23 protein-coding genes are annotated in these 24789 nt (G+C 67.0%); 19 read left to right on the top strand and 4 right to left on the bottom strand.

Annotated features, from left to right (window positions below):
* The first annotated feature begins 20 nt into the window (after positions 1–20).
* The 5 genes from fmt to EH231_RS33740 all read left to right on the top strand — a co-directional run bounded on the left by fmt (position 21) and on the right by EH231_RS33740 (position 4338).
* On the top strand, positions 21–950 hold the full coding sequence (fmt, locus tag EH231_RS04910) for a methionyl-tRNA formyltransferase (RefSeq protein WP_090425542.1): 930 nt from the start codon (positions 21–23) through the stop codon (positions 948–950).
* Positions 947–2347, top strand: a complete 1401-nt coding sequence (locus EH231_RS04915; RefSeq protein WP_090425543.1) for an RsmB/NOP family class I SAM-dependent RNA methyltransferase — start codon at positions 947–949, stop codon at positions 2345–2347. Before fmt ends, EH231_RS04915 begins: the two co-directional genes overlap by 4 nt.
* A 5-nt stretch (positions 2348–2352) precedes the next feature.
* On the top strand, positions 2353–3030 hold the full coding sequence (rpe, locus tag EH231_RS04920) for a ribulose-phosphate 3-epimerase (RefSeq protein WP_090426242.1): 678 nt from the start codon (positions 2353–2355) through the stop codon (positions 3028–3030).
* Positions 3027–4028 (top strand): bifunctional diaminohydroxyphosphoribosylaminopyrimidine deaminase/5-amino-6-(5-phosphoribosylamino)uracil reductase RibD, encoded by a 1002-nt coding sequence (gene ribD / locus EH231_RS04925; protein WP_090425544.1) that lies wholly within the window; start codon positions 3027–3029, stop codon positions 4026–4028. The genes rpe and ribD overlap by 4 nt, the downstream gene beginning before the upstream one ends.
* A 154-nt stretch (positions 4029–4182) precedes the next feature.
* Positions 4183–4338, top strand: a complete 156-nt coding sequence (locus EH231_RS33740) for a hypothetical protein (RefSeq protein WP_164480772.1) — start codon at positions 4183–4185, stop codon at positions 4336–4338.
* 5 nt (positions 4339–4343) lie between these two features.
* Here the strand turns inward: EH231_RS33740 and EH231_RS04930 are convergent, their stop codons facing one another.
* Together EH231_RS04930 and EH231_RS04935 are read right to left on the bottom strand one after the other, a co-directional pair.
* The gene (locus EH231_RS04930) at positions 4344–6017 is read right to left on the bottom strand and encodes an MFS transporter (protein WP_234939903.1); all 1674 of its coding nucleotides are present in this window, start codon (positions 6015–6017) and stop codon (positions 4344–4346) included.
* Positions 6017–6736 (bottom strand): LppX_LprAFG lipoprotein, encoded by a 720-nt coding sequence (locus EH231_RS04935; RefSeq protein WP_090425546.1) that lies wholly within the window; start codon positions 6734–6736, stop codon positions 6017–6019. The genes EH231_RS04930 and EH231_RS04935 overlap by 1 nt, the downstream gene beginning before the upstream one ends.
* A 73-nt stretch (positions 6737–6809) precedes the next feature.
* On the opposite strand from EH231_RS04935, the gene EH231_RS04940 reads away from it, so the two are divergent.
* The 4 genes from EH231_RS04940 (at position 6810) to EH231_RS04955 (ending at position 9771) form a co-directional block, all read left to right on the top strand.
* Positions 6810–7409 carry a riboflavin synthase gene (locus EH231_RS04940; RefSeq protein WP_090425548.1) on the top strand — a complete coding sequence of 200 codons (600 nt, stop codon included), beginning with the start codon at positions 6810–6812 and terminating at the stop codon, positions 7407–7409.
* Positions 7410–7506: 97 nt separating this feature from the next.
* Entirely contained in the window at positions 7507–8835 is a 1329-nt protein-coding gene (locus EH231_RS04945; RefSeq protein WP_090426248.1) for a bifunctional 3,4-dihydroxy-2-butanone-4-phosphate synthase/GTP cyclohydrolase II, read from the top strand.
* A complete protein-coding gene (gene ribH, locus EH231_RS04950) occupies positions 8832–9311 on the top strand; it encodes a 6,7-dimethyl-8-ribityllumazine synthase (protein ID WP_090425550.1) in 480 nt (159 codons plus the stop codon). Before EH231_RS04945 ends, ribH begins: the two co-directional genes overlap by 4 nt.
* A 7-nt stretch (positions 9312–9318) precedes the next feature.
* The gene (locus EH231_RS04955; RefSeq protein ID WP_124711997.1) at positions 9319–9771 is read left to right on the top strand and encodes a PH domain-containing protein; all 453 of its coding nucleotides are present in this window, start codon (positions 9319–9321) and stop codon (positions 9769–9771) included.
* A 10-nt stretch (positions 9772–9781) separates the two neighbouring features.
* Here EH231_RS04955 and ggt read toward each other — a convergent pair whose 3' ends face one another.
* Positions 9782–11785, bottom strand: coding sequence for a gamma-glutamyltransferase (ggt, locus tag EH231_RS04960; protein ID WP_206429633.1), 2004 nt, complete (start codon positions 11783–11785; stop codon positions 9782–9784).
* 50 nt (positions 11786–11835) lie between these two features.
* On the opposite strand from ggt, the gene uvrC reads away from it, so the two are divergent.
* Genes uvrC through whiA form a run of 4 tightly spaced genes read left to right on the top strand, consistent with a single transcriptional unit; the run spans position 11836 to position 16892 of the window.
* Positions 11836–13911 carry an excinuclease ABC subunit UvrC gene (gene uvrC, locus EH231_RS04970; protein WP_124711998.1) on the top strand — a complete coding sequence of 692 codons (2076 nt, stop codon included), beginning with the start codon at positions 11836–11838 and terminating at the stop codon, positions 13909–13911.
* A 37-nt stretch (positions 13912–13948) separates the two neighbouring features.
* Positions 13949–14863 carry an RNase adapter RapZ gene (gene rapZ / locus EH231_RS04975; RefSeq protein WP_044518226.1) on the top strand — a complete coding sequence of 305 codons (915 nt, stop codon included), beginning with the start codon at positions 13949–13951 and terminating at the stop codon, positions 14861–14863.
* Positions 14860–15918: a uridine diphosphate-N-acetylglucosamine-binding protein YvcK gene (gene yvcK, locus EH231_RS04980; protein ID WP_090425560.1), complete on the top strand. Its 1059-nt coding sequence runs from the start codon at positions 14860–14862 to the stop codon at positions 15916–15918. The genes rapZ and yvcK overlap by 4 nt, the downstream gene beginning before the upstream one ends.
* Positions 15915–16892 carry a DNA-binding protein WhiA gene (gene whiA, locus EH231_RS04985; protein WP_077741723.1) on the top strand — a complete coding sequence of 326 codons (978 nt, stop codon included), beginning with the start codon at positions 15915–15917 and terminating at the stop codon, positions 16890–16892. The genes yvcK and whiA overlap by 4 nt, the downstream gene beginning before the upstream one ends.
* Positions 16893–16912: 20 nt before the next feature.
* On the opposite strand, the gene EH231_RS04990 is transcribed toward whiA, so the two are convergent.
* Positions 16913–17632 carry a YwqG family protein gene (locus tag EH231_RS04990; protein WP_124711999.1) on the bottom strand — a complete coding sequence of 240 codons (720 nt, stop codon included), beginning with the start codon at positions 17630–17632 and terminating at the stop codon, positions 16913–16915.
* 296 nt (positions 17633–17928) lie between these two features.
* Here EH231_RS04990 and EH231_RS05000 point away from each other — a divergent pair, with 296 nt between their 5' ends.
* The 6 genes from EH231_RS05000 (at position 17929) to EH231_RS05025 (ending at position 24782) form a co-directional block, all read left to right on the top strand.
* Complete coding sequence (locus tag EH231_RS05000; RefSeq protein ID WP_124712001.1) at positions 17929–18597, top strand: TetR/AcrR family transcriptional regulator; 669 nt, start codon at positions 17929–17931, stop codon at positions 18595–18597.
* A gap of 16 nt (positions 18598–18613) precedes the next feature.
* Positions 18614–19555 carry a sterol desaturase family protein gene (locus EH231_RS05005; protein WP_124712002.1) on the top strand — a complete coding sequence of 314 codons (942 nt, stop codon included), beginning with the start codon at positions 18614–18616 and terminating at the stop codon, positions 19553–19555.
* Positions 19556–19684: 129 nt separating this feature from the next.
* Positions 19685–21460 carry an ABC transporter ATP-binding protein gene (locus EH231_RS05010; protein ID WP_090425562.1) on the top strand — a complete coding sequence of 592 codons (1776 nt, stop codon included), beginning with the start codon at positions 19685–19687 and terminating at the stop codon, positions 21458–21460.
* Positions 21457–22449, top strand: coding sequence for a phospholipase D-like domain-containing protein (locus EH231_RS05015; RefSeq protein ID WP_090425564.1), 993 nt, complete (start codon positions 21457–21459; stop codon positions 22447–22449). The genes EH231_RS05010 and EH231_RS05015 overlap by 4 nt, the downstream gene beginning before the upstream one ends.
* 81 nt (positions 22450–22530) lie before the next feature.
* Positions 22531–23553, top strand: a complete 1023-nt coding sequence (gene gap / locus EH231_RS05020; protein ID WP_090425566.1) for a type I glyceraldehyde-3-phosphate dehydrogenase — start codon at positions 22531–22533, stop codon at positions 23551–23553.
* A gap of 5 nt (positions 23554–23558) precedes the next feature.
* Positions 23559–24782 carry a phosphoglycerate kinase gene (locus EH231_RS05025; RefSeq protein ID WP_090425568.1) on the top strand — a complete coding sequence of 408 codons (1224 nt, stop codon included), beginning with the start codon at positions 23559–23561 and terminating at the stop codon, positions 24780–24782.
* Positions 24783–24789 lie beyond the last annotated feature (7 nt).

Consider the following 24789-nt stretch of genomic DNA (forward strand, 5'->3'; position numbering starts at 1 on the left):
TGGATCCCTAAACTGGTGCGGTGCGTCTTGTCTTTGCCGGAACTCCAGAGCCTGCCCTCCCGTCGTTGCAGCGGCTGATCGACTCGCCCCGTCACGATGTGGTCGCGGTGCTGACCCGGCCCGACGCCGCCGCCGGGCGACGCGGCAAGCCCGAACCGTCGCCGGTCGCGAAGCTGGCGCTCGAGCACGACATACCCGTGTTGCGTCCGTCGCGGCCCAATTCCGACGAGTTCGTCGCCGAGCTGTCCGAGCTGGCGCCGGACTGCTGTGCGGTCGTCGCCTACGGCGCACTGCTGAGTGAACGGCTGCTCGCGGTGCCCAAGCACGGCTGGATCAACCTGCACTTCTCGTTGCTGCCCGCCTGGCGCGGGGCGGCGCCGGTGCAGGCCTCCCTGGCCGCAGGTGACGAGGTGACCGGAGCCACGACCTTCCTGATCGAACCGGCACTCGACTCCGGGCCGGTCTACGGCGTGGTCACCGAGCGGGTTCGTGACACCGACACCGCGGGCGAACTGCTTGGGCGGCTTGCTGATTCGGGTGCGGCGCTGCTGGAGTCCACGCTGGACGGCATCGCCGAGGGGGCGCTGACGGCGGTGCCCCAGCCGGCCGACGGGGTGAGCCTGGCGCCCAAGATCACCGTGGAGTCGGCCCGGGTGCGCTGGGACCTGCCGGCCCACGTCATCGACCGGCAGATCCGTGCGGTCACCCCGAATCCCGGGGCCTGGACGATGATCGGGGACCTACGCGTCAAGGTGGGTCCGGTCACGGTCGAGCGGTCGGAAGATTCGTTGGCGCCCGGCGAAATCCGTGTCGAACGCAATGCCGTGTTGGTCGGTACCGGTTCGCAGCCGGTACGGCTGGGGCAGATCCAGCCACCCGGCAAGAAACTCATGAACGCTGCCGACTGGGCCCGCGGCGCGCGGTTGGAGGAATCGGTGCGCGCATCATGAGCAATACGCCGAACCGGCCCAACCGTGGGACGCAACGCAACCGCCAGCACCGGCGCACGCCGCTGGATCCCGCCCGCCGGGCGGCGTTCGATGTGTTGCGCGCCGTATCGGAGCGTGACTCCTATGCCAACCTGGCCTTGCCCGCACTGCTGCGGGAACGGGGGATCGAGGGACGCGACGCGGCCTTCGCCACCGAGCTGACCTACGGCGCCTGCCGGACGAAGGGGCTGCTCGATGCGGTCATCGCCGCGGCGGCCGGGCGCCCGACCGACCGGATCGATCCCGTACTGCTCGACCTGTTGCGGTTGGGCGCCTACCAGCTGCTGCGCACGCGGGTCGAACCGCATGCCGCGGTGTCCACCACCGTCGAGCAGGCCGGGATCGAATTCGACTCGGCCCGAGCCGGTTTCGTCAACGGCGTGCTGCGGACGATCTCCCGGAGCACCGAGCAGGAATGGGTGGAACAGCTGGCACCGCCGGCGGCCACCGATCCGGTCGGGCACGCCGCGTTCCTGCACGCCCACCCGCGGTGGATCGCCCAGGCCTTCACCGATGCGCTCGGGGCTCGGGCCGGTGAACTCGACGCCCTGCTCACCAGTGACGACGAACGTCCGGTGGTCCACCTGGCGGCGCGGCCCACCGCACTGACCGCGGCCGAGCTGGCCGCACAGTCCAACGGCACCGTGGGCCGCTACTCGCCCTATGCGGTGTACCTGCCCGGTGGTGACCCCGGACAGTTGGCGGCCGTGCGCGACGGTGCTGCCCAGGTGCAGGACGAGGGCAGCCAGCTGGTCGCCCGCGCGCTGACCCTGGCCGAACTCGACGGCCCGGACAACGGTCGCTGGCTGGACTTGTGTGCTGGCCCGGGCGGTAAGACCGCACTGCTGGCCGCCATCGGTGCGGCCTCGGGTGCCCGGGTCACCGCAGTCGAGCCCGCGCCGCGCCGTGCCGATCTGGTCGAGGAGAACACACGCGGTCTCTACGTCGACGTGCGTCGTGTGGACGGCCGGGAATCCGGTCTGGAGCCCGGCTTCGACCGGGTCCTGGTCGATGCGCCCTGCACCGGGTTGGGAGCGCTGCGCCGACGCCCGGAGGCACGGTGGCGTCGGCAGCCCGGCGATGTCCCCGGGCTGGCGAAACTGCAGCGTGAACTGCTTGCTTCGGCTATTTCGCTGACCCGTCCCGGCGGCGTGGTCCTCTACGCGACCTGTTCGCCGCACCTGGCCGAAACGGTCGGGGTGGTGGCCGACGCGGTGCGCCGGCATCCGGTGACCCAGCTGGACGTCCGGGAGTTGTTTGCCCCGGCCGACGACCTCGGCGACGGACCGCACGTCCAGCTGTGGCCGCACCGGCACGGGACCGATGCGATGTTCGCCGCAGCCCTAAAAGTAGGGTGATCGCCATGGCAGAACCCCTGATCGCCCCGTCCATCCTGTCCGCTGACTTCGCGCGGCTGGCCGATGAGGTCGCCGCGGTGGCCGGGGCCGACTGGCTGCACGTCGACGTGATGGACAACCATTTCGTGCCCAACCTGACGTTGGGCCTGCCCGTGGTGGAGTCCCTGCTCAAGGTGACCGACATCCCGATGGACTGCCATCTGATGATCGACCAACCCGAACGCTGGGCGCCGCCATACGCCGAGGCGGGCGCCTACAACGTCACGTTCCACGCCGAAGCCACCGACAATCCGGTCGGCGTGGCGCGCGATATCCGTGCCGCCGGCGCCAAGGCCGGCCTGTCGGTGAAGCCCGGCACCCCGTTGGAGCCGTACCTGGACATCCTCAAGGAGTTCGACACCCTCCTGGTGATGTCGGTGGAACCCGGCTTCGGTGGGCAGAAGTTCATCCCGGAGGTGCTCACCAAGGTGAGCACCGTGCGCCGCCTGGTGGACTCCGGCGAGCTGACCATCGTCGTCGAGATCGACGGTGGCATCAATGCCGACACCATCGAGCAGGCGGCTGAGGCCGGCGTCGACTGCTTCGTCGCCGGCTCTGCGGTGTACAGCGCAGCCGATCCGGCTGCCGCGGTGAAGTCCCTGCGTCAGCAGGCTGCGAGCGCCTCGAGACATCTGACGCTATGACGCCCGAGGCCGCAATGCGGCTGGCCATCGAGCAGGCCGAACAGGTCAAGGGCTCGACCTACCCGAATCCGCCGGTCGGCGCGGTGATCCTGGACAGTGACGGGCAGATCGCCGGCGTCGGCGGGACGCAACCCGTCGGCGGGCCGCACGCCGAGGTGATGGCCTTGCGGGCGGCCGGGGACCGGGCCAAGGGCGGCACCGCCCTGGTCACCCTGGAACCGTGCAATCACCACGGCCGCACCCCGCCGTGCGTGGATGCGCTTCTGGCATCGGGGATTTCGGCCGTCACCTTTGCGGTGTCCGATCCCAACCCGGCAGCGGAAGGCGGGGCGGCGCGGCTCGCGGAGGCCGGCGTCACGGTCAGCGCCGGGTTGCTGGCGAACGAGGTCGAAAAGGGACCGCTGCGCGAGTGGCTGTACAAGCAGCGCACCGGATTGCCGCATGTCACATGGAAATTCGCGACGAGTGTGGACGGCCGCAGCGCTGCCGCCGACGGTTCCAGCCAATGGATCACCAGTGAGGCCGCCCGCGCGGACGTCCATCGCAAGCGGGCCGCGGCCGACGCGATCGTGGTCGGCACCGGGACCGTGTTCTTCGACGATCCGACGTTGACTGCGCGCCGGGCCGACGGCACGCTGGCCGGTCATCAGCCCCTGCGGGTCGTGGTGGGGATGCGCGAGGTGTCGCCGGACGCCAAGGTGCTCAACGATGATTCGCACACGATGCTGATCCGTACGCATGATCCGCTCGAGGTGATGCGGTCGCTGGGCGACCGGACCGACGTCCTCCTGGAGGGCGGGCCGACCCTGGCCGGGGCGTTCCTGCGGGCAGGAGTGGTCAACCGGATCCTGGCCTACGTGGCGCCGATACTGCTGGGCGGCCCGATAACTGCGGTCGATGACATCGGAGTGCCGAGTATCACGCACGCGCAGCGGTGGGGGTTCGACGGCATCACCCCCATCGGGCCGGATGTTCGCCTGAGTCTGGTACCTAACTGATAGTGGGCCCGCAGTAGGTAGCCAGCTTTAGTTAGGGTGACCTAAGTTACGCTCGTGAAATGCCAGGCATCGTCGGTGATGATCGGTACACTCGTACCAAAGCGCGTTCGTTGCCGAATGTGCGCCGGGTGAACACGAGCAAAGGACGCGAGCAATGACTGCACTGCAGGACTGGCTCCCCACGACGCCATGGACTCCCCGCACGATCCGGGCACTGGTGCGCGCTCCGCTACGCCTCGTGCTGCCCGGCCGGCCCGATGAGGCCGACCGGGCGCCACGTTTGCTGAGCCCCGGAGTCGAACGCTGCTGAGCCGATCAGCTCGATCGATGGCGTCCCGGCGGTTGGTCGGTGCCCTGGACCGCCGGGTCGGCTGACTGGACCGGCAGGACCTCCGTCGGCAGGTACAGCTGCCCTGTCGACGTGTCATCACTCTGACCGGCGCGCAGGTCCTCGGGAGGACCGGCAGGTTCGTCGACGTGGACGTGACGCGCGGCAATCAGCAGGCCGAGCACCGCACCCACCACGCAGACGATCGCGGTGATCCCGAAGATGTCGCCGTACATCGACACGTACGCCTCGCGATAGCGCACCGCTTGAGACGCCAACCGCTCCTGAAGCGACATCTGGCCGGTGTTCGCCGCGGCCGACAAGGTGGACAGGTGCTGGTTGAACCGGTACAGGCCCCAGGCCGACAGGCCCGCCATACCGATCAGCATGCCGATCATCCGGGCGACCACCACGAAGGCCGAGGCGATGCCGTGTTGTGCGGCAGGCACCACCCGCAGCGTGGCCGAGGTCAGCGGAGCGATCACCAGTCCGAGTCCCAGGCCGACGATCGCCAGATCGGTGTCCAGGACCGGCAGCTTGAACAGAACCAGGTCGTGTACGGCGTCGAGCACATCGATCGACCACTGGGTGATCAGCCAGAACCCGCCGGCCGCGATCATCAGGCCGACGAATGTGATGATGCGATCCCCGACCCGGGTGGCGATCCAGCCACCGATCAGCGCGCCGATCGGCAGCGCACCCAGGAACCACAGCAGCAGGAAGGCGGTCTCGTACTTGTCCTTGCCGAGCACGCCCTGACCGAACAGTTCGACGTTGACCAGCGTGACCATCAGTGCGGCGCCGGTGCACAACGAGGCGGCGAGTGCGGCCAGGAACGGCAGGAACCGCACACCCGCGGGTTCGATCAGCCGGGTACGCGCCAGCCGTTCCCACACGAAGAACGCCACGGCCGCCACCAGCGCACCGATCAGGACCGGGAGGCCCCAGCTGGGTAGCACCTGCTTGCCGTCGGGTTCCGGGTTGTAGAGGCCGACGACGGCCAGGCCCAACGCGATCGCCAGCAGGATGCCGCCGACGACATCGACCTTCTCGGGGTGGTCGCTCGGTTCCTTGCCCGGCAGGCTGAAATGGATCATCACCATGGCGATGAGCGCCAGCGGCACATTGATCCAGAACACAGATTGCCAGTGATGGAACACCGCCACGGCGCCGATGCCGTACAACGGGCCCAGCACGCTGCCGAACTCCTGGGCGGCGCCGACGCCGCCGAGCACCGCGGCCCGGTTACGTGCGGCCCACAGATCGGCGGCCAGCGCCAGCGTCACGGGCAGTAGCGCGCCGCTCGCGGTGCCCTGCACCACGCGGCCGATGACCAGCATGGTCAGGTCGCTCGACAGTGCGGTGATCACCGAGCCGATGGCGAAACCGGCCAAGCCGACCTGGATCAGCATCTTGCGCCCGAACCGGTCCGAGGCCCGCCCCAGCAGCGGCATCGCCGCGATGTAGCCCAGCAGGTAACCCGTGATGATTGGCGTGACCTGCTGGATCTTGTTGATCGCGATACCGACGTCGGACATGATGTCGGTCATGATCGTGACCACGACATAGGTGTCGAGGGCACCGAGCAGCACGGCAAGACTGCCCGCGCTGATCGCGATATGGCGGTTGCGGCCGGACCTCACCGACTCCGCGGTCGACATCAGGAAGCGGGCTTGGTGACGGTGACCTGCTTGCCCCAGTCAGACAGGGTCATGGTGACGCTGTTTCCGGGCGTGGGTTCGAGCTTGGCCTGCAGCAGGGTGTGGTTCCCGTCCTCGGTGATCCAGGCAGTTCCCGGGACCGGGCCTTCGGCCTTGAGCTGCGGGGCGATCTTGTTGACCGCGTCGGCGCTGACGGTGCCGGTCACTCGGACCGCCTCGGTGCCGCCGATGGATTCACGGCCGTCGGCCTTGGGGTCACTGAAGTTCGCCAGCACGTTGGCCAGGCCGTTGTCGGGGTTCAGGATCGCCGAGATGTCGTAGATGTTCGTGGCGGGCCCGTAGTTGGACAGCGGATCGCCCGGGGTCAGCGCCGCGTACAGATCGCCGCCGGCCACCACGAACTTCGCGTCGGCCAGCTTCTGGCCCGCGAACAGCAGGTCGGCGGTGCCCTCGGCAGCCACCTCGGGGGTGTTGGTCAGGTCACCGTCGAGCTTCTCCACCGGAAGTCCCTTGATGGTGCCCTGCACGGTAAGCAGCAGATGCACGCTCTGCTGTGCCTTGGTGCTGGCCGAGGACTCCTGCAGTAACTGGGCCGCGTCGGGCAGCGGGGCGTTCGACTTCTCCGAGGACGAAGACGACGAGCAGCCGGCCACGAGGGCGGCCGCTGCGAAGAGAATTGCGAGTAAGGACTGGACTGCGAAGCGTGGGCGCGTCTGCATTACTGCATCGTAGAGGCTCGCGGCAGCCGGGCGTTTTCTCCAACTCGTACTCGGGCCGAATAGTCTGGTCGGCGTGTTCACCGGAATCGTTGAAGAGCTGGGTGTCCTGGTCGACAAGGCGGAGCTGACGGATGCCGCCCGATTCACCATCCGCGGCCCCGTGGTCACCGCCGACGCCGGTCACGGCGACTCGATCGCCGTGAACGGGGTCTGTCTGACCGTGGTGGACGTACTGCCCGACGGAGCGTTCACCGCCGACGTCATGGGGGAGACGCTGAACCGGTCGAGCCTGGGTGGGGTCGGGGTGGGCAGCCAGGTCAACCTGGAGCGGGCCGCCGCGGTCAATAGTCGCCTCGGCGGCCACATCGTGCAGGGCCACGTGGACGGCACCGGAACTGTGATCTCCCGCACGCCTTTCGATCACTGGGAAGTGGTCCGCATCGGTCTTCCCGCCACGCTGTCGCGCTATGTCGTAGAGAAGGGTTCGATCACCGTTGACGGGGTGTCGTTGACGGTGTCCGCGGTGGGTGACGACTGGTTCGAGGTGTCGCTCATCCCCACCACGCGTGAGCTCACCACGCTGGGTCAGGCGGGCGTCGGGACGACGGTCAATCTCGAGGTGGACATCATCGCCAAATACGTGGAACGGCTCATGGCCGGTCCCGGTGAGTAAGAGCTGGCAATAACCGCTGGATTTCGGTGGTTCATACTGGAGTCGGCGATTGGTCCCGCATTGGGGACCTGTCATTAGAACAGGCAAGGTGGCGCAGATGACCAGGCTCGATTCCGTCGAGAGGGCGATAGCCGATATCGCGGCGGGCAAAGCCGTGGTGGTGATCGACGACGAGGATCGCGAGAACGAGGGCGATCTCATCTTCGCTGCCGAGAAGGCCACCCCCGAACTCGTGGCGTTCATGGTGCGCTACACCTCCGGCTACCTGTGTGTGCCGCTGGACGGCGAGATCTGCGACCGGCTGGGCCTGCTGCCGATGTATGCGGTCAACCAGGACAAGCACGGCACTGCCTACACCGTCACGGTGGACGCGAAAAAAGATGTGGGAACCGGTATTTCGGCTTCCGACCGGGCAACGACCATGCGTACGCTTGCCGATCCGTCCGCCGTCGCCGACGACTTCACCAAGCCCGGCCACGTGGTTCCGCTGCGGGCCAAGGACGGTGGCGTGCTGCGCCGTCCCGGACACACCGAGGCCGCCGTGGACCTGGCCCGTCTGGCCGGGCTGCAGCCCGCCGGCGCGATCTGCGAGATCGTCAGCCAGAAGGACGAAGGCGACATGGCGCGCACCGATGAGCTGCGTGTCTTCGCCGACGATCACGACCTGGCGCTGATCTCGATCGCCGACCTGATCGAGTGGCGCCGTAAGCACGAGAAGCACATCGAGCGCATCGCTGAGGCTCGGATCCCGACCCGGCACGGCGAGTTCGTGGCAGTCGGTTACAAGAGCATCTACGAGGACGTCGAGCATGTCGCGCTGGTTCGCGGCGATATCTCCGGCCCGGCCAGTGACGGTCACGACGTCCTGGTCCGGGTCCACTCGGAATGCCTGACCGGTGACGTGTTCGGCTCCCGGCGTTGTGACTGCGGTCCGCAGTTGGACGCCGCGATGGCCATGGTGGCCCGTGAAGGACGCGGCGTGGTGCTCTACATGCGCGGGCATGAGGGCCGCGGCATCGGTCTGATGCACAAGCTGCAGGCGTATCAGTTGCAGGACGCCGGCGAGGACACCGTCGACGCGAATCTGAAACTCGGTCTGCCTGCCGACGCACGCGACTACGGCATCGGCGCCCAGATTCTGGTCGACCTGGGTATCCGATCGATGCGGCTGCTGACCAACAACCCGGCCAAGCGGGTGGGCCTGGACGGCTACGGGCTGCACATCATCGAGCGGGTACCGCTGCCGGTGCGGGCGAATTCGGAGAACATCCGCTATCTGATGACCAAGCGGGACCGCATGGGCCACGACCTCGTCGGCCTCGAAGACTACGACGAAGCGGTGAGCATGGACGACTACGACGAGGCGGTGTACCTGCTCGGTGACCGCCGGCCGCCCAGCGCCACCGATTCGGGTTCGACCCTGTGAGCGGCCACGGAGTCCCTGATCTTCCCCAGGTGGACGCATCGAATGTGAAGTTGGCGATCGTGGCCAGCACCTGGCACACCCAGATCTGTGATGCGCTGCTGGCCGGCGCGCGCAAGGTCGCCGACGACGCCGGCATAGCCGAGCCGACGGTGGTGCGCGTGCTCGGGGCCATCGAAATCCCCGTGGTGGCACAGGCATTGGCGGCTACCCATGACGCAGTGGTGGCGTTGGGTGTGGTGATCCGAGGCCAGACCCCGCATTTCGACTACGTGTGTGACGCGGTGACGCAGGGTTTGACCCGGGTGTCGCTCGATGCGTCCACTCCGGTCGCCAACGGTGTGCTCACCACAGAGAACGAGGCCCAGGCACTCGATCGTGCCGGTCTCCCGGGTTCCACCGAGGACAAGGGCGCCCAAGCGGCGGCAGCGGCCCTGACCACCGCGCTGACCCTGCGGGAACTGCGCGCCAAGGCGTGACCGAGAGATGACTGCAGAAACCTGGGACATAGATATCCGGCCTTACCGGACACCGTATTTCGCCTACGGCGCGGCGCTGATCATCTTCCTGGCGCACGTTGCGGTCGGCGTGCTGCTGAAGGTCGGGTCCACCGGCGTGGTCTTCCAGACCTCCGATCAGGTGGCGATCGCCTTGCTGGGAGCCATCATCGGCTGCGTGGTGCTGTTGTTCGCGCGGCCGCGGCTGCGGGTCGGCCCGTCGGGCGTGGCCGTCCGGAATCTGATCGGTTTCAAGGTGATTCCCTGGTCCGAGGCTCTCAGTGTGTCGTTCCCGGTCGGAGCCCGCTGGGCTCGGTTGAACCTGCCCGACGACGAGTACATCCCGCTGATGGCGATCCAGGCGATCGACAAGGACCGCGCGGTCAAGGCGATGGACGAGGTCCGGGACCTGATCGACCGCTACCGCTCAAATCTCGTCTGACACCGCAGGATCAGCCGGCATCGCCCAGCACCAGGCCCTCCCGCCGCGGATCGGCCCCGCCGATCCAGCCCGACGGGGTTCGCACCAGGGCTGAGAGCCCACTGGACTGATCCGCCAGCGACACCTGATGCCCGAGCGCCCGCAGGCCCTCGACCAGTTGATCACGGTCTCCATTGGCGACCGTGTCGACCAACGGGTGCTCACCTCCGACATTGGTCACCGGGGTATTGGCCGCGCCGAAGTCGATCATCGACACCGCCTGCTGTGGATCCAGGTTCCAATCCATGATTCCGACAAGGGTTTTCACGACGAACTGGATGATCACCGAGCCGCCGGGGGAGCCGACGACCGCGTACAGGGGGCCCCGTTGCGGCCCCGTCTTGTCGAACACCAGCGTCGGCGCCATCGTGCTGCGGGGGCGCTTGCCGGGCTCAACCCGGTTGGGTACGGGATGGCCTTCGGTACTGGTCGGCTCGGCGGAGAAGTCGGTGAGCTGGTTGTTGAGCAGGAAGCCGTCGACCATGTGGAACGAACCGAAGGCGGACTCGATCGTGGTGGTCAGTGACGCCGCATTGCCGTGGCTGTCGATCACGCTGATCTGGCTGGTGCCGTGCTCGGGCGGCGGCGGGATGGTCATCGGTGGGGCGAAGTCCCCGGGCGCGGCTGTGCCCATCGTGTGGTTGCGCGAGATCAGGGCGGCGCGGCCGGTCAGGTAGGCGCCGCCCAGCAGTGTCTCGGGTGATCCGCCGGGCAGCGGGACGAAATCGGTGTCGGCGACGTAGCGATCACGGTCGGCGTAGGCGAGGCGTTCGGCCTCCGAGATCAGGTGCACCCCGGTCACCGACGGGTGCCCGCCGTTGAGGTCGACGCGGACCGGCTTGTAATCGCTCATCGGGAAGTGCTCGAGCATGCCGAGGGTGGCGGCCACCGCGATGCCGCCTGACGACGGCGGTGGCATACCGCAGACCTCGCGACCACGGTAGGTGGTGCACACGGGGTCGCGGTGTTTGACGGTGTAGGCGGCGAGATCCTGTTCGGTCATGAGGCTCGGCGTGCGGCCGCCGCTGGTATCGGCCGCGGCCGCAACGACAGCGCGGGCGATGTCGCCCGTGTAGAAGGCCTGAGCACCCTCGGATGCGATGGCGCCCAAGGTTTTCGCATAGGCGGGGTTGGTCATGCGGGTGCCCACCGGCTTGGGACTGCCGTCGGGGTTGAGGAAGTAGCCGGCGGCGGCGGGATCCAACCGAAGCTGGGCGTCGGCATCGTCGATGGCCGCAGCGAGGCGCGGGCTGACGTCGAACCCCTTGTCGGCCAGCGACACGGCCGGGTCGAAGAGATCGCGCCAGGCCTTCTTGCCGAACTGGTGGTGCACGTCGTCGAGCAGTCGCACGATCCCCGGCACCCCGATCGAGCGGCCCGATGCCCGGGCGTCGGGTTTGGGGATGGTGCGGTCGGTCTCCGACACCCAGCGCAGGTAGTTCTCCGTCGCGGCAGCTGGGGCGGTCTCACGTCCGTCATAGGCGCGCACCGCGTTGCCTGCCGCGTCGTAGTACAGCAGGAAGCCGCCGCCGCCGATCCCGGAGGACTGGGGTTCGACGAGACCGAGCACGGCCTGTGCGGTCACGAGTGCGTCGGCAGCCGTGCCGCCGTCGCGCAGCACCTTGCAGGCGGCTTCGGTGGCCAGTGGATTGGCGGTGGCCACCGCGTAGGTGGCGGTGCGGACGGCTGTCATGTCGCTGCGGTAGCCGGTGCCGATCTCGGGGTTGGTCGCGAGGTCGCGGGTCGTCGGCGGTGCCGACGGTTGGGCTGGGGTCGGCGGTGCCGACGGTTGGGCTGGGGTCGGCGGTGGCGGTGCTTGAGGAGGTTTGGGTGACGGGGTCCCGTTGGAAACGATCTGGCACGGGCCTGCCTCGGTCCTCGCCGGGCGCCGACTGCCGTCGGAGCATCCGGCAAGGATCACAGCGAGGACACTGAGCAGCGCGATGACCGAACGGGTGGACGCCAGCAACCGCACAGTTCGACGGTAGCGGAGTTCAGTCGGATCGCGGCAGTAACCTGGAAACCGTGCCCGATCCAGCGACGTACCGGCCGGCGCCCGGATCGATACCAGTGGAGCCGGGCGTGTACCGGTTCCGGGACCCGCACGGCCGGGTCATCTATGTCGGTAAAGCCAAGAGTCTGCGCAGCCGGCTGACGTCGTACTTCGCCGATATCGCGAGCCTGGCGCCGCGCACCCGGCAGATGGTGATGACGGCGGGCAGTGTCGAGTGGACCGTGGTCACCACCGAGGTCGAAGCGCTCCAGTTGGAGTACAACTGGATCAAGGAATTCGATCCACGCTTCAACATCCGCTACCGCGACGACAAGACGTACCCGGTGTTGGCGGTCACGCTCAACGAGGAGTACCCGCGGCTGATGGTGTATCGCGGACCGCGGCGCAAGGGGGTGCGGTACTTCGGCCCCTATTCGCATGCGTGGGCGATCCGGGAGACACTCGATCTGCTGACCCGGGTGTTTCCGGCCAGAACCTGTTCCGCGGGAGTGTTCAAGCGGCACAGGCAGATCGACCGTCCGTGCCTGCTCGGCTACATCGACAAGTGCTCGGCGCCGTGCATCGGCCGGGTCAGTGCCGAGGAACACCGGCGCATCGTGCTCGACTTCTGCGACTTCCTGTCAGGCAAGACCGACCGGTTGGCCCGCGACATGGAGCAGCAGATGATCGCGGCCGCCGAGGAGCTGGATTTCGAACGGGCCGCCCGGTTGCGGGATGACATCGCGGCGCTCAAACGTGCGCTGGAGAAACAGGCCGTGGTGCTCGGCGACGGCACCGACGCTGACGTGGTGGCGTTCGCCGATGACGATCTCGAGGCGGCCGTGCAGGTGTTCCACGTCCGTGGTGGCCGGGTGCGGGGTCAGCGCGGCTGGATCGTCGAGAAGTCGGGTGACCCAGAACAATCCGGGCAGGAGCATCTGGTCGAGCAGTTCCTCACCCAGTTCTACGGCGAGCAGGCTGAACTCGGCGGGGCGGCCGACGAGGCGACCAACCCGGTGCCGCGGGAGGTTCTGGTGCCGGTGCTGCCGCCGAACGCCGAACAGCTGGCGGCGTGGTTGTCGGGGCTTCGTGGGTCGCGGGTGAGCTTGCGGGTGCCGGTGCGCGGGGACAAGCGCACGCTGGCCGAGACCGTCGCGCGCAATGCGCACGAGGCTCTGGCCCAGCACAAGCTCAAGCGAGCCGGCGATTTCAACGCGAGATCGGAAGCACTGCAGAGTATTCAGGATTCCCTGGGCCTGGCCGATGCGCCGTTGCGGATCGAATGCGTGGACATCAGCCACGTCCAGGGCACCGACGTGGTCGCCTCGCTCGTGGTGTTCGAGGACGGTCTGCCGCGGAAGTCGGACTACCGGCACTACGCGATCCGCGAGGCTGCCGGCGAAGGACGTTCGGATGACGTCGCCTCGATCGCCGAGGTGACGCGACGCCGTTTTCTGCGGCATGTGAGCGATACGCAGCCCGAGCCGGGCACGGAGCAGCGTCCGCGCCGGTTCGCCTATCCGCCCAACCTGTTCGTCGTGGACGGCGGTGCCCCTCAGGTCAACGCGGCGGCCGCGGTGCTCGATGAGCTGGGCGTCACGGACGTCGCGGTGATCGGGCTGGCCAAGCGACTCGAAGAGGTGTGGGTGCCTGCCGAGCCTGATCCGGTGATCTTCCCGCGCAACAGTGAAGGGCTGTATCTGTTGCAACGCGTGCGTGACGAGGCACACCGGTTCGCGATCAGCTATCACCGCAGCAAGCGGTCCAAGCGGATGACCGCCTCGGCACTCGACTCGGTGCGTGGTTTGGGCGAACAGCGCCGCAAGGCGTTGGTGACGCATTTCGGCTCGGTCGCGCGGCTCAAGGACGCCACGGTGGAGGAGATCACCGCGGTGCCCGGGATAGGTGTGGCGACGGCGAAGGCCGTCCTGGCTGCGCTCGGCGGTGAGCCGCCAATCGAGCCCGGCGGTGAGCCGCCAATGGAGTCAACAAGCGCGCCGCCATCGGTCCAGAGCGATGGCCCGCGAAGTGAGAACAGCGCCGGACTGGGCGATTCAGGGGCGCCCGCAACGGTTATCGAGGATGATCGACGCAGGGTGTCGGGATGACGGGTAACGGGGACATGAGTAGCCAGGCGGATCGCGCATGAACGAACATCTGCGCGAGGGCGGCATCGTGGGTGGTGCGGACGCGGATTCGGGAATCGATGTGGTGCTGGTCACCGGCCTGTCCGGGGCGGGGCGCGGCACCGCGGCCAAGGTGTTGGAAGACCTCGGTTGGTATGTCGCCGACAACCTGCCGCCGGAGCTGATCGCCCGCATGGTCGAGTTGGGGCTGGCCGCCGGTTCGCGGATCACCCAGCTGGCCGTGGTGATGGATGTGCGGTCGCGCGGTTTCACCGGTGATCTCGATTGGGTGCGCAACGAATTGGCGGCGCGCAGCATCACGCCGCGGGTCTTGTTTCTCGAGGCCTCCGATGACATCCTGGTGCGCCGCTATGAGCAGAACCGTCGCAGCCACCCGCTACAGGGCACGCAGACGCTGGCCGAGGGGATCGCGGCCGAACGAGCGTTGCTGGCCCCGGTGCGCGCGGCGGCCGACCTGGTGATCGACACGTCCGCGCTCCCGGTGCCGGCGTTGCGTGAGAGCATCGAGCGTGCGTTCGGCGGTGAGACCGTCGCCTATACGAATGTCACCGTGGAGTCGTTCGGCTACAAGTACGGGCTGCCGATGGACGCGGACACGGTGATGGACGTGCGGTTCCTGCCCAACCCGCATTGGGTCGACGAATTGCGGCCGCACAGCGGTCAACATCCGGATGTCCGTGACTACGTGCTGGGACAACCGGGGGCCAGAGAATTTCTCGACACCTACCATCGTCTGTTGGACGTGGTGATCGCCGGATACCGCCGGGAGGGGAAGCGTTATATGACCGTCGCCATCGGCTGTACTGGCGGCAAACACCGAAGCGTGGCGATTGCCGAGGCCCTGGCGGAGCGGTTGCAGGGCGGCGACGGGCTCACTGTGCACGTGCTGCACCGGGATCTGGGTCGCGAATGACCCCGCGCATCGTGGCCCTCGGTGGAGGGCATGGGTTGTACGCCACCTTGTCGGCGGCTCGGCGGCTCAGCCCGCACGTGACGGCAGTGGTGACGGTCGCCGACGACGGTGGGTCGTCCGGTCGGCTGCGCAGCGAACTCGATGTGGTGCCGCCCGGTGACCTGCGAATGGCGTTGGCGGCCTTGGCCTCTGACAGTCCGCACGGCCGGCTCTGGGCAACCATCATCCAGCATCGGTTCGGCGGCAGCGGTGCGCTGGCCGGTCACCCGATCGGCAATCTGATCTTGGCGGGCCTCAGCGAGGTGCTGGCCGATCCGGTCGCGGCACTCGACGAACTCGGGCGAATCCTGGGAGTGAAGGGCCGGGTGCTGCCGATGTGCCCGATCGCCCTGCAGATCGAGGCGGACGTCGCTGGGCTGGAGTCCGATCCCCGGATGAGCCGAGTGATCCGCGGTCAGGTGGCGATCGCCAGCACGGTGGGCAAGGTGCGCCGGGTGCGGTTGCTGCCCGGGGATCCACCGGCCACCCGGCAGGCCGTCGAGGCCATCATGAGTGCCGATCTCGTGGTGCTCGGGCCGGGTTCGTGGTTCACCAGTGTGATCCCGCACGTGTTGGTGCCTCAGTTGGCGGCGGCGTTGCGGTCGACGACGGCCCGGCGTGCGCTGGTCTTGAATCTGGCGGCGGAGCCGGGTGAAACGGCGGGGTTCTCGGCCGAGCGTCACATCCACGTTCTGGCCCAGCATGCTCCGGACTTCAGCGTGCATGACATCATCGTCGATGCCAGCCGGGTGCCGAGCGACCGTGAACGGGAGCAACTCATCCGCACAGCCAACATCCTCAATGCCCGCGTTGAGTTTGCTGACGTGTCTCGACCTGGTACACCTTTACATGACCCGGCGAAGTTGGCCGCGGTGCTGGAGGGGGTCCGATTGCGCGCGATGGCGCCCAGGGCTGTGCAGGAGTCCACCGTTCCCACGCCCGCTGCGAGGTCGGTCGACGTGGCGCAGCAGGAGCCGGCGCCGAATACACCGAGAGGGGACGATCCGTGGCGATGACAGCCGAGGTGAAAGACGAGCTGAGCCGCCTCGTAGTCAACTCGGTGAGTGCTCGCCGCGCGGAGGTGGCGTCCTTGTTGCGCTTTGCCGGCGGCCTGCACATCGTGGCCGGCCGGGTGGTGGTGGAAGCCGAGGTGGATCTCGGGATCATCGCGCGCCGTCTGCGCAAGGACATCTACGACCTGTACGGGTACAACGCCGTGGTGCACGTCCTGTCGGCCAGTGGAATCCGGAAGAACACCCGCTATGTCGTGCGGGTGGCCGCCGATGGGGAAGCCCTGGCCCGGCAGACCGGGCTGCTCGACCTTCGTGGACGCCCGGTGCGAGGCCTGCCCGCGCAGGTGGTCGGCGGCAGCGTCGGTGACGCGGAGGCAGCGTGGCGCGGGGCGTTCCTCGCTCACGGATCGCTGACCGAGCCCGGTCGCTCGTCGGCGCTCGAAGTCAGTTGCCCCGGTCCGGAGGCGGCCCTGGCCCTCGTCGGTGCCGCCAGGCGGCTCGGAGTCAGTGCCAAGGCTCGCGAGGTGCGTGGCGCTGACCGGGTGGTGGTGCGCGACGGTGAGGCGATCGGCGCGTTGCTGACCCGGATGGGGGCCCAGGACACGCGGCTCACGTGGGAGGAACGGCGCATGCGCCGCGAGGTCCGCGCCACCGCCAATCGCCTGGCCAATTTCGACGATGCGAACCTGCGCCGGTCGGCGCGTGCCGCGGTGGCCGCGGCCGCCCGGGTGGAGCGTGCGTTGGACATCCTCGGTGACGGGGTGCCCGATCACCTTGCCGCGGCGGGCAAGCTGCGGGTCGAGCACCGGCAAGCATCTCTGGAGGAGTTGGGAAGGCTCGCCGATCCGCCGATGACGAAAGATGCTGTGGCCGGCCGTATCCGGCGCCTGCTGTCGATGGCAGATCGCAAGGCCAAGCAGGAAGGGGTTCCCGACACCGAGTCGGCGGTGACCCCGGACCTGCTCGACGACGCCTGATCCTGTCGCGCTTCGCGTCGTCACGCGCACTGCCACGTGAAGCTCGCCCGGTCGAACGCCCCCGCCGCGAGGTCTTGTGGTCGGATCATGAAGTAGAGGACACCGCAGTCGCCCCACATGAATCCGGCAGCGTCGTCGCTGTCGAATTGAGCGAGCAGTTGCCATTCCCGTGACTCCACTGTGATGGCTGGATCGCTCCAATCAAGGGCGTTGCGTCCGCCATCCGACAGTTGCCCGTAGGCGATTTCGATCTCGACCGGACCTTGGACTGGGTCCGGATGCCCTCCGACCTGATGAACCGGACCAGGAGTCACTTGCCGCACGGCATCCAACTCTTCAAACAGTCCACGCCATCCCTCGGCCGGCCAGTTTTCGTCGTGAAGATCGGGGTGCTCCCACGTCGGCCAGGTGAGGACAGGTTCTGCCCGAAGCTCGATCGCCGGGTACGCGGTGATCGGCGACGGAGGTTCGGTCAGCACAACCGGCACATCCGCCGGGGTGTGGATCACTCTCGCGCCATCGTTGGTACCGAACATTGGGCCGACGACCTCTAGGCCGTCGTCGACCTGACCGTCGAAGTAGAAGAACGACAGGAGCCCGTCCAGCGGGAATCCGGCAGCCGTCAGCGACTCTGGCACGAACCGGTGGAGCGCCAGACAGTCGAGCGTGGCGATATGCGCCAACGGACCGCGGCCACTCCAAATCGGCCACTCGGCGCCTCGCGGAAGGGGCGGCGACAAACCCGTCGTCTATTACCGAAAATCGCTGCTATCAAGGTCTTTTGGCTCGGTAGCCGGGGCTCGGTGGGCCGAATTCGATGGCGTTCTCATCGAAGGCGTTGGTGATTGTGATCCGGTCGTGGGCGAAGCCGAAGCTGATCGCGACCGAATTGTTGGCGAGGTCGGTCTCGCTACCTGCTCGCCCTCGAAGTCCAGCAGGACGGGGCAGTCGGCGAACCACTGATGCCGACAGGCGCATGGATATTTCGGATAGCGGGCGCTATCCGAAATTTCAGATAGCGATTACTATCTGAAATATGGTCGACGATCGAAGCGGTGATGACGCGATGCCAGTACGGATGACGCGGGCTGAGAATCAGGCACGGACCCGGGCGGCGCTGTTGGACGCAGCCGCCCAGACCTGTGCCCGGAAGGGCTACGCCGCTGCATCGGTGGACGAGATCGCCGCCGCAGCGGGGTATTCGGTCGGCGCGGTGTATTCCAACTTCTCCAGCAAGGAGCAGTTGTTCTCCGAGTTGATGGCAGAGCGCGCCTCCGGCCGGCTCGACCAAGTGGTGCAGACCATCGAGGAGAACGCCGACCGGAGACCATTGATGGCCCTGAGCCGCATACTCGTCGAGATCGCGGACAATGACATCGAGTTCGAGGCGATCCAGGCCGAGTTCTGGTTGCATGCCGTCCGCAACCCCGATGCCATGCAGATCCTGCGGGACCGCTCGGCGCGCACGCTGGCCGCGCTGTGCGAGATCCTCGCCGATGCGCTGGAGCGCAACAACATCGACGACAGCGTCTCCGTGGAGGGGTTCGCCGTTGTGGTTCTCGCCCTCTTCCAGGGGCTGATCCGGCAGCGGCGCATCGACCCCGACCGGGTGCCCGACGAACTTTTCGGCCAGGCATTGGCCTGGCAACTCGCCGGCATGCCGAAGGGGTCGGGCCGGAAAACGGCGTCGGCCAAGAACAGGTAGAGGGGAAGACACCGCCATGGATCCAGTGCGGATCGGGCTCTACGCCATGCCCGCCTTCTTCGTCCTGATGGCGATCGAGTTCGTCAGCTACCGCTTCGACAAGGACTTCGACAAGGACAAAGCCAAGGACGACAACGGTTCAGCCCGGCCCCGGGCCGGGATCTCGTGGCGGGACACTGCCACGAACGTCTCGATCTACGCGCTGGGCATTGTCCTGCGCCCGTTGGGTAAATTCATCGCGGTTCCGATGGTCGCGATTGCCGCGTCGCTGACGCCGCTGCATCTGTCGGCGTCGTACTGGTGGGTCTGGGTGCTGGCCATCGTGCTGGCCGATCTGGCCTACTACCTGCAACACCGAATGTCGCACCGCATCCGGATGTTCTGGGCCGCGCACAACGTGCACCACTCGAGTCAGTACTTCAACCTGTCCACGGCCCTGCGGTTGTCCTGGCTGATTCCCGGATCGTTCCTGACCTCCATCGGTTATGTGGGGTTGGCGCTGATCGGCATTCCGGCATGGTTGGTCTTCTTGTCGCAGGCCATCGTGCTGCTGTACCAGTTTCCGATCCACACCGAGCGCGTCGACCGGCTTCCCCGCGTGATCGAGTACGTGTTCAACACCCCATCGCACCATCGTGTCCACCACGGCGCCAACAATCCCTACCTCGACAAGAACTACGCAGGCATCTTCATCCTGTGGGACCGGATGTTCGGCAGCTTCGTCGCCGAGGGTGAACCCGTTCGCTACGGCCTGACCAAGAACATCGATACCCACAACCCGGTCAAGGTGAACTATCACGAGTTCGCGGCCATGGTCGGCGACGTCTGGCGGGCGCGGACCTGGCGCGGCAGGCTCGGCTATCTGTTCGGCCCGCCCGGATGGAGTGAAAAGGCCGACACCGCAACGACTGTCGAGTCCAACGTGCGGAAGCAGCCGGTCCACAATGCAATGACCTAGGCACGTCGGTCGCCGTCGTTGCCGACACCTGCCGGGTTGTCGTGCTTGAGTCACGCCGACGTCATTGCGGCGTTGTAGTGTGTGGCGACAAACTTCGACGTCAACCCCCCGATTGAGGCAGCGCTCGCGATGAGACTGATTCTTGAGCTGATTCGCCCGTACCGGTTGCTGGTCGCCGGAATCTTCGCGGTCCTGCTGGTACAGATCGCGACGGGCCTTGCCGCGCCCTGGCCGTTGAAGGTCGTGCTGGACAGTGTGGTCGGCCACCACCCGTTGCCGGGATGGCTACACGGTCTGCTGCAGCCGCTGCTCGGTGGCGAAGGCAAGATGCACATCGCCGGTCTGGCCGCGATCATGGTGGTCGTCATCGCGGTGGTCGCCGCGATCGCGTCGTACGTCGCCAACTACCTGACCGAAACGGTCGGTCAGCGCATCGGCAACGACCTGCGCACCCGCGCCTACCACCACCTTCAGCAGTTGTCGCTGAACTACTTCGACACCCATCGGGTCGGGCCGATCCTGAGCACGCTCACCGATGACGTCGACACCATCCAAGGGTTCGCGTCGGCCTCCACGCTGGGTATCGCGACCGACCTGCTGACCATCGTCGGCATGTTGGCCATGATGTTGTGGCTGCAATGGGATTTCACGCTCATCGCGCTGGCGGTGGCGCCGCTGCTGCTGTTGTTCGTCTCGCGGATTCGTAAGGCCGTCAAGGCGGCGACACACGAGGTGCGCAAGCGGGAATCGGACATCGTCGCGGTCGCAGAGGAAGGTCTGCAGTCGATCCGGGTGGTGAAGGCGTTCGACCGCGAGGAGTTGCAGGAGCGCCAGCTGGCGATGGCCGGTCAGCAGGCCGTGGATGCCGCGCTCAACGCCAGGCGGGTGAAGTCGGTGGTGTCGCCGATCGTCACCGTCGTGGTGGCCGCCTGCACCGCGGTGGTGTTGTGGCGGGGGTCGGCGCTCATCCTGGCCGGCGCGATGACGGCGGGCACGCTGACCGTGTTCATCTCCTACCTGGCGTCGTTCTTCAAGCCGGTGCAGGATCTGGCCAAGCTCACCAACACCATCGCGATGGCCTCGGTCGGGGTGGACCGCGTCAACGCCCTGCTGACCGCCGAGACGTCGGTCGAGGAGAAGCCCGAGGCCATCGAACCGGAAAAGATCAAAGGTGCGATCAGCTTCGAGCGGGTGGCCTTCAGTTACGACAGCGAAACTCCCGTGCTGCGCGATGTCACCTTCGAGGTGAAACCCGGACAGCTCGTGGGTGTCGTGGGGCACACGGGAAGCGGAAAATCCAGTCTGGTCAGCCTGATTCCCCGGTTCTACGACCCGAGCATGGGCACCGTCCGCATCGACGGCGTCGACCTGCGCGACTACAAACTTCACGAACTCCGGCGCCAGATCGCCTATGTCCTGCAGGACACCGTCCTGTTCCGGGGCACCATCCGCGACAACATCGCCTTCGGCCGGCCCGAGGCCGACCACGACGAGATCGTCGAGATGGCCAAACTGGCCAACGCCCACGAGTTCATCTCAGAGATGCCGCAGGGCTATGACAGCCCGGTCGGGGAACGCGGGCTGACCCTGTCCGGCGGTCAGCGTCAGCGCATCGGTATCGCCCGCGCGCTCATCCGGGACAGCCCGATCCTCATCCTCGACGAACCGACCGCCGCCCTGGACGCCGAGTCCGAGCATCAAGTGATGTCAGCGCTGCAACGGCTGATGGACGGACGCACGGTGATCACGATCGCTCACCGCCTCAGCACCATTCGCGATGCGGACAAGATCGTCGTGCTCGAGGAGGGGCGAGTGGTCGAAGAGGGATCACACACCGAACTCCTGGCCGCAGGCGGCAGATATGCCGAGTTGCACCGCATCCAATACGAGGACGAGACAACGTGACGCGTTCGCTGATCATCCTGCCCGACGACTCGGCGAAGCCGGTGCTCGACGCGATCGCCGCGTCCACCCGGTCGGTGCGGATCAAGATGTTCGCCTTCAACCACCTGCCGCTGCTGGAGGCGGTGGTTGCCGCCCACCGGCGCGGCGTGGATGTCAAGGTCATGCTCAACCCCGAGCGTCGCGACGGGGAAACCGACAACGACGCCGCGCGGGAGACGTTGCAGCGGTTCGGCATCGAGGTCCGGGCCAGCAACCCGGCCTTTGATCTGACGCACGAGAAGTCCATGGTGGTCGACGACGACCACGCGTTCGTCGAGTCGTTGAACTGGACCGAGGAGAACTTCACGGTGACGCGCGACTACGCCGTCGTCACCCCCAGCGCCTACGAAGTCGCCGAGATCGTCGACTGCTTCGAAGCCGACTGGGCTCGGGAGGAGTTCGACCCCGGCGGCGGGGCACACCTCATCTGGTGCCCGACCAACGGTCGGCACCGCATTGCCGAATTCATCGACAGTGCCAAGCACACCCTGTTCGTCCAGAACGAGCGGTATCAGGATCCGGTGATCATCGAGCGCCTGGTCCGTGCGGCGCATCGCGGGGTGAAGGTGCACGTCATGGCCCGCGCGGCCCACCATCTCAAGTCGGGCAAGCTTCTCGAAGGCGTCAGTGGCATGCGCATCCTGGACGACGTCGGCATCAAGATCCACCGGCTCAAGCACATGAAGCTGCACGCGAAAATGATTCTGGCCGATCACGAGCGGGCCATCGTCGGCTCGATCAACTTCTCCCCGGGCAGCTTCGACCATCGGCGCGAGCTGGCCATCGAGGTGACCGATCACCACATCATCAAACGCCTGAACGAGGTCGCCCACCACGACTGGAAACGCTCCGAGCCGATGGACCTGTCGGACGAGGGGTTGATCGCCGATCTCGTGGGTCAGGACCCGCACGAACTCGACCAACTCGCCCTACACGACCCCGATATCTGATGCACTGACCGGGCCGCACGTACAGGACGCATCACTACTAGGCTGGCGGCGGGCAGTTACCGGCAACTGAGGGAGAATCACGTGACCATCCGGGTAGGCGTTAACGGCTTCGGCCGAATCGGGCGCAACTTCTACCGGGCCCTGGCGACGCAGCAGGCCGAGGGTCAGAACACTGACATCGAGATCGTGGCGGTCAACGACCTCACCGACAACGCCACCCTGGCTCACCTGCTGAAATTCGACTCGATTCTGGGCCGGCTGCCGCAGGACGTCAGCCTGGAGGGCGAGGACACCATCGTCATCGGCGACAAGAAGATCAAGGCGCTGGAGGTCAAGGAAGGTCCGGCGGCGCTGCCCTGGGGCGACCTGGGCGTCGACGTCGTCGTCGAGTCCACCGGTATCTTCACCGCCCGCGCCAAGGCACAGGGGCACCTCGACGCCGGCGCCAAGAAGGTCATCATCTCCGCGCCGGCCAGCGATGAGGACATCACCATCGTGCTGGGCGTCAACGACGACAAGTACGACGGCAGCCAGAACATCATCTCCAACGCCTCGTGCACCACGAACTGCCTCGGCCCGCTGGCCAAGGTCCTCAACGACGAGTTCGGCATCGTCAAGGGCCTGATGACCACCATCCACGCCTACACCCAGGATCAGAACCTGCAGGACGGCCCGCACAAGGATCTGCGCCGTGCCCGCGCCGCCGCGTTGAACATCGTGCCGACCTCGACCGGTGCCGCAAAAGCAATTGGCCTCGTCTTACCTGAACTGAAAGGCAAGCTGGACGGCTACGCCCTGCGGGTGCCGATCCCCACGGGCTCGGTCACGGATCTGACCGCTGAGCTCAAGAAGTCGGCCAGTGCCGACGAGATCAACGCGGCCATGAAGGCCGCCGCCGAGGGGCCGATGAAGGGCATCCTCAAGTACTACGACGCGCCGATCGTGTCCAGCGACATCGTCACCGATCCGCACAGCTCGATCTTCGACTCGGGCCTGACCAAGGTGATCGACAACCAGGCCAAGGTCGTCTCCTGGTACGACAACGAGTGGGGCTACTCCAACCGCCTCGCCGATCTGGTCGCGCTCGTCGGAAAGTCCCTCTAGTACCGATGACTGTCAAGACACTCGCCGACCTGCTGGCCGAGGGCGTGGAAGGTCGGGGCGTTCTCGTGCGCTCCGACCTCAACGTCCCCCTCGATGACGAGGGCAACATCACCGACCTGGGCCGCATCATCGCCTCGGTCCCGACGCTGTCCGCGCTGGCCGAGGCCGGCGCCAAGGTCGTCGTCACCGCACACCTGGGCCGCCCCAAGGGCACCCCGGATCCGAAGCTGTCGCTCGCCCCGGTCGCCGCGGCACTGGGGGAGAAGCTGGGACGCCACGTCCAGCTGGCCGGCGACGTGGTCGGCACCGACGCGCTGGCCCGCGCCGAGGGACTCACCGACGGTGACGTCCTGCTGCTGGAGAACATCCGTTTCGACCCGCGGGAGACCAGCAAGGACGACGCCGAGCGGCTGGCGCTGGCCAAGGCGCTGGCCGCCCTGGTCGAGGGGGCCGACGGCTCGCCGGGTGCCTTCGTCTCCGACGGTTTCGGGGTGGTGCACCGCAAGCAGGCTTCGGTCTACGACGTCGCCACGCTGCTGCCGCATTACGCGGGCACGCTGGTGGCCACCGAGGTCAAGGTGCTCGAGCAGCTGACCAACTCGACCGAGCGGCCCTACGCCGTGGTGCTCGGCGGGTCCAAGGTCTCGGACAAGCTCGCGGTGATCGAGAACCTGGCCACCAAGGCCGACAGCATCGTCATCGGCGGCGGTATGTGCTTCACCTTCCTTGCTGCCCAAGGGGTTTCGGTCGGAACTTCGCTGTTGCAGGAAGAGATGATCGACACCTGCAAGCGGCTGCTGGATACCTACGCCGACGTGATCCACCTTCCCGTGGACATCGTCGTGGCCGACAAGTTCGCCGCCGACGCCGAGCCGGAGACCGTGGCCTCCGATCGCATCCCCGACGGCAAGATGGGCCTGGACATCGGTCCGGAGTCGGTCAAGCGCTTCACCGCATTGCTGTCCAACGCCAAGACCGTGTTCTGGAACGGCCCGATGGGCGTTTTCGAGTTCCCGGCCTTCGCGGCGGGCACCAAGGGTGTGGCCGAGGCGATCATCGGTGCCACCGAGAAGGGCGCGTTCAGCGTGGTCGGCGGTGGCGATTCGGCGGCCGCGGTGCGCCAGCTCGGCCTGCCCGAGGACGGCTTCTCGCACATCTCCACCGGTGGCGGCGCGTCGCTGGAATACCTTGAGGGCAAAGACCTGCCCGGTATCGAAATCCTGAAATAGCCGTACT

The sequence above is a fragment of the Mycolicibacterium nivoides genome, from assembly GCF_003855255.1.
GTDB lineage: Bacteria > Actinomycetota > Actinomycetes > Mycobacteriales > Mycobacteriaceae > Mycobacterium > Mycobacterium nivoides.

Coding starts and splice junctions, on each gene's coding strand:
- EH231_RS04915 (WP_090425543.1), top strand. CDS start 947: ATGAGCAATACGCCGAACCGGCCCAACCGTGGGACGCAACGCAACCGC.
- rpe (WP_090426242.1), top strand. CDS start 2,353: ATGGCAGAACCCCTGATCGCCCCGTCCATCCTGTCCGCTGACTTCGCG.
- ribD (WP_090425544.1), top strand. CDS start 3,027: ATGACGCCCGAGGCCGCAATGCGGCTGGCCATCGAGCAGGCCGAACAG.
- EH231_RS33740 (WP_164480772.1), top strand. CDS start 4,183: ATGACTGCACTGCAGGACTGGCTCCCCACGACGCCATGGACTCCCCGC.
- EH231_RS04930 (WP_234939903.1), bottom strand. CDS start 6,017: ATGTCGACCGCGGAGTCGGTGAGGTCCGGCCGCAACCGCCATATCGCG.
- EH231_RS04935 (WP_090425546.1), bottom strand. CDS start 6,736: ATGCAGACGCGCCCACGCTTCGCAGTCCAGTCCTTACTCGCAATTCTC.
- EH231_RS04945 (WP_090426248.1), top strand. CDS start 7,507: ATGACCAGGCTCGATTCCGTCGAGAGGGCGATAGCCGATATCGCGGCG.
- EH231_RS04955 (WP_124711997.1), top strand. CDS start 9,319: ATGACTGCAGAAACCTGGGACATAGATATCCGGCCTTACCGGACACCG.
- rapZ (WP_044518226.1), top strand. CDS start 13,949: ATGAACGAACATCTGCGCGAGGGCGGCATCGTGGGTGGTGCGGACGCG.
- yvcK (WP_090425560.1), top strand. CDS start 14,860: ATGACCCCGCGCATCGTGGCCCTCGGTGGAGGGCATGGGTTGTACGCC.
- whiA (WP_077741723.1), top strand. CDS start 15,915: ATGACAGCCGAGGTGAAAGACGAGCTGAGCCGCCTCGTAGTCAACTCG.
- EH231_RS05000 (WP_124712001.1), top strand. CDS start 17,929: ATGGTCGACGATCGAAGCGGTGATGACGCGATGCCAGTACGGATGACG.
- EH231_RS05005 (WP_124712002.1), top strand. CDS start 18,614: ATGGATCCAGTGCGGATCGGGCTCTACGCCATGCCCGCCTTCTTCGTC.
- EH231_RS05010 (WP_090425562.1), top strand. CDS start 19,685: ATGAGACTGATTCTTGAGCTGATTCGCCCGTACCGGTTGCTGGTCGCC.
- EH231_RS05025 (WP_090425568.1), top strand. CDS start 23,559: ATGACTGTCAAGACACTCGCCGACCTGCTGGCCGAGGGCGTGGAAGGT.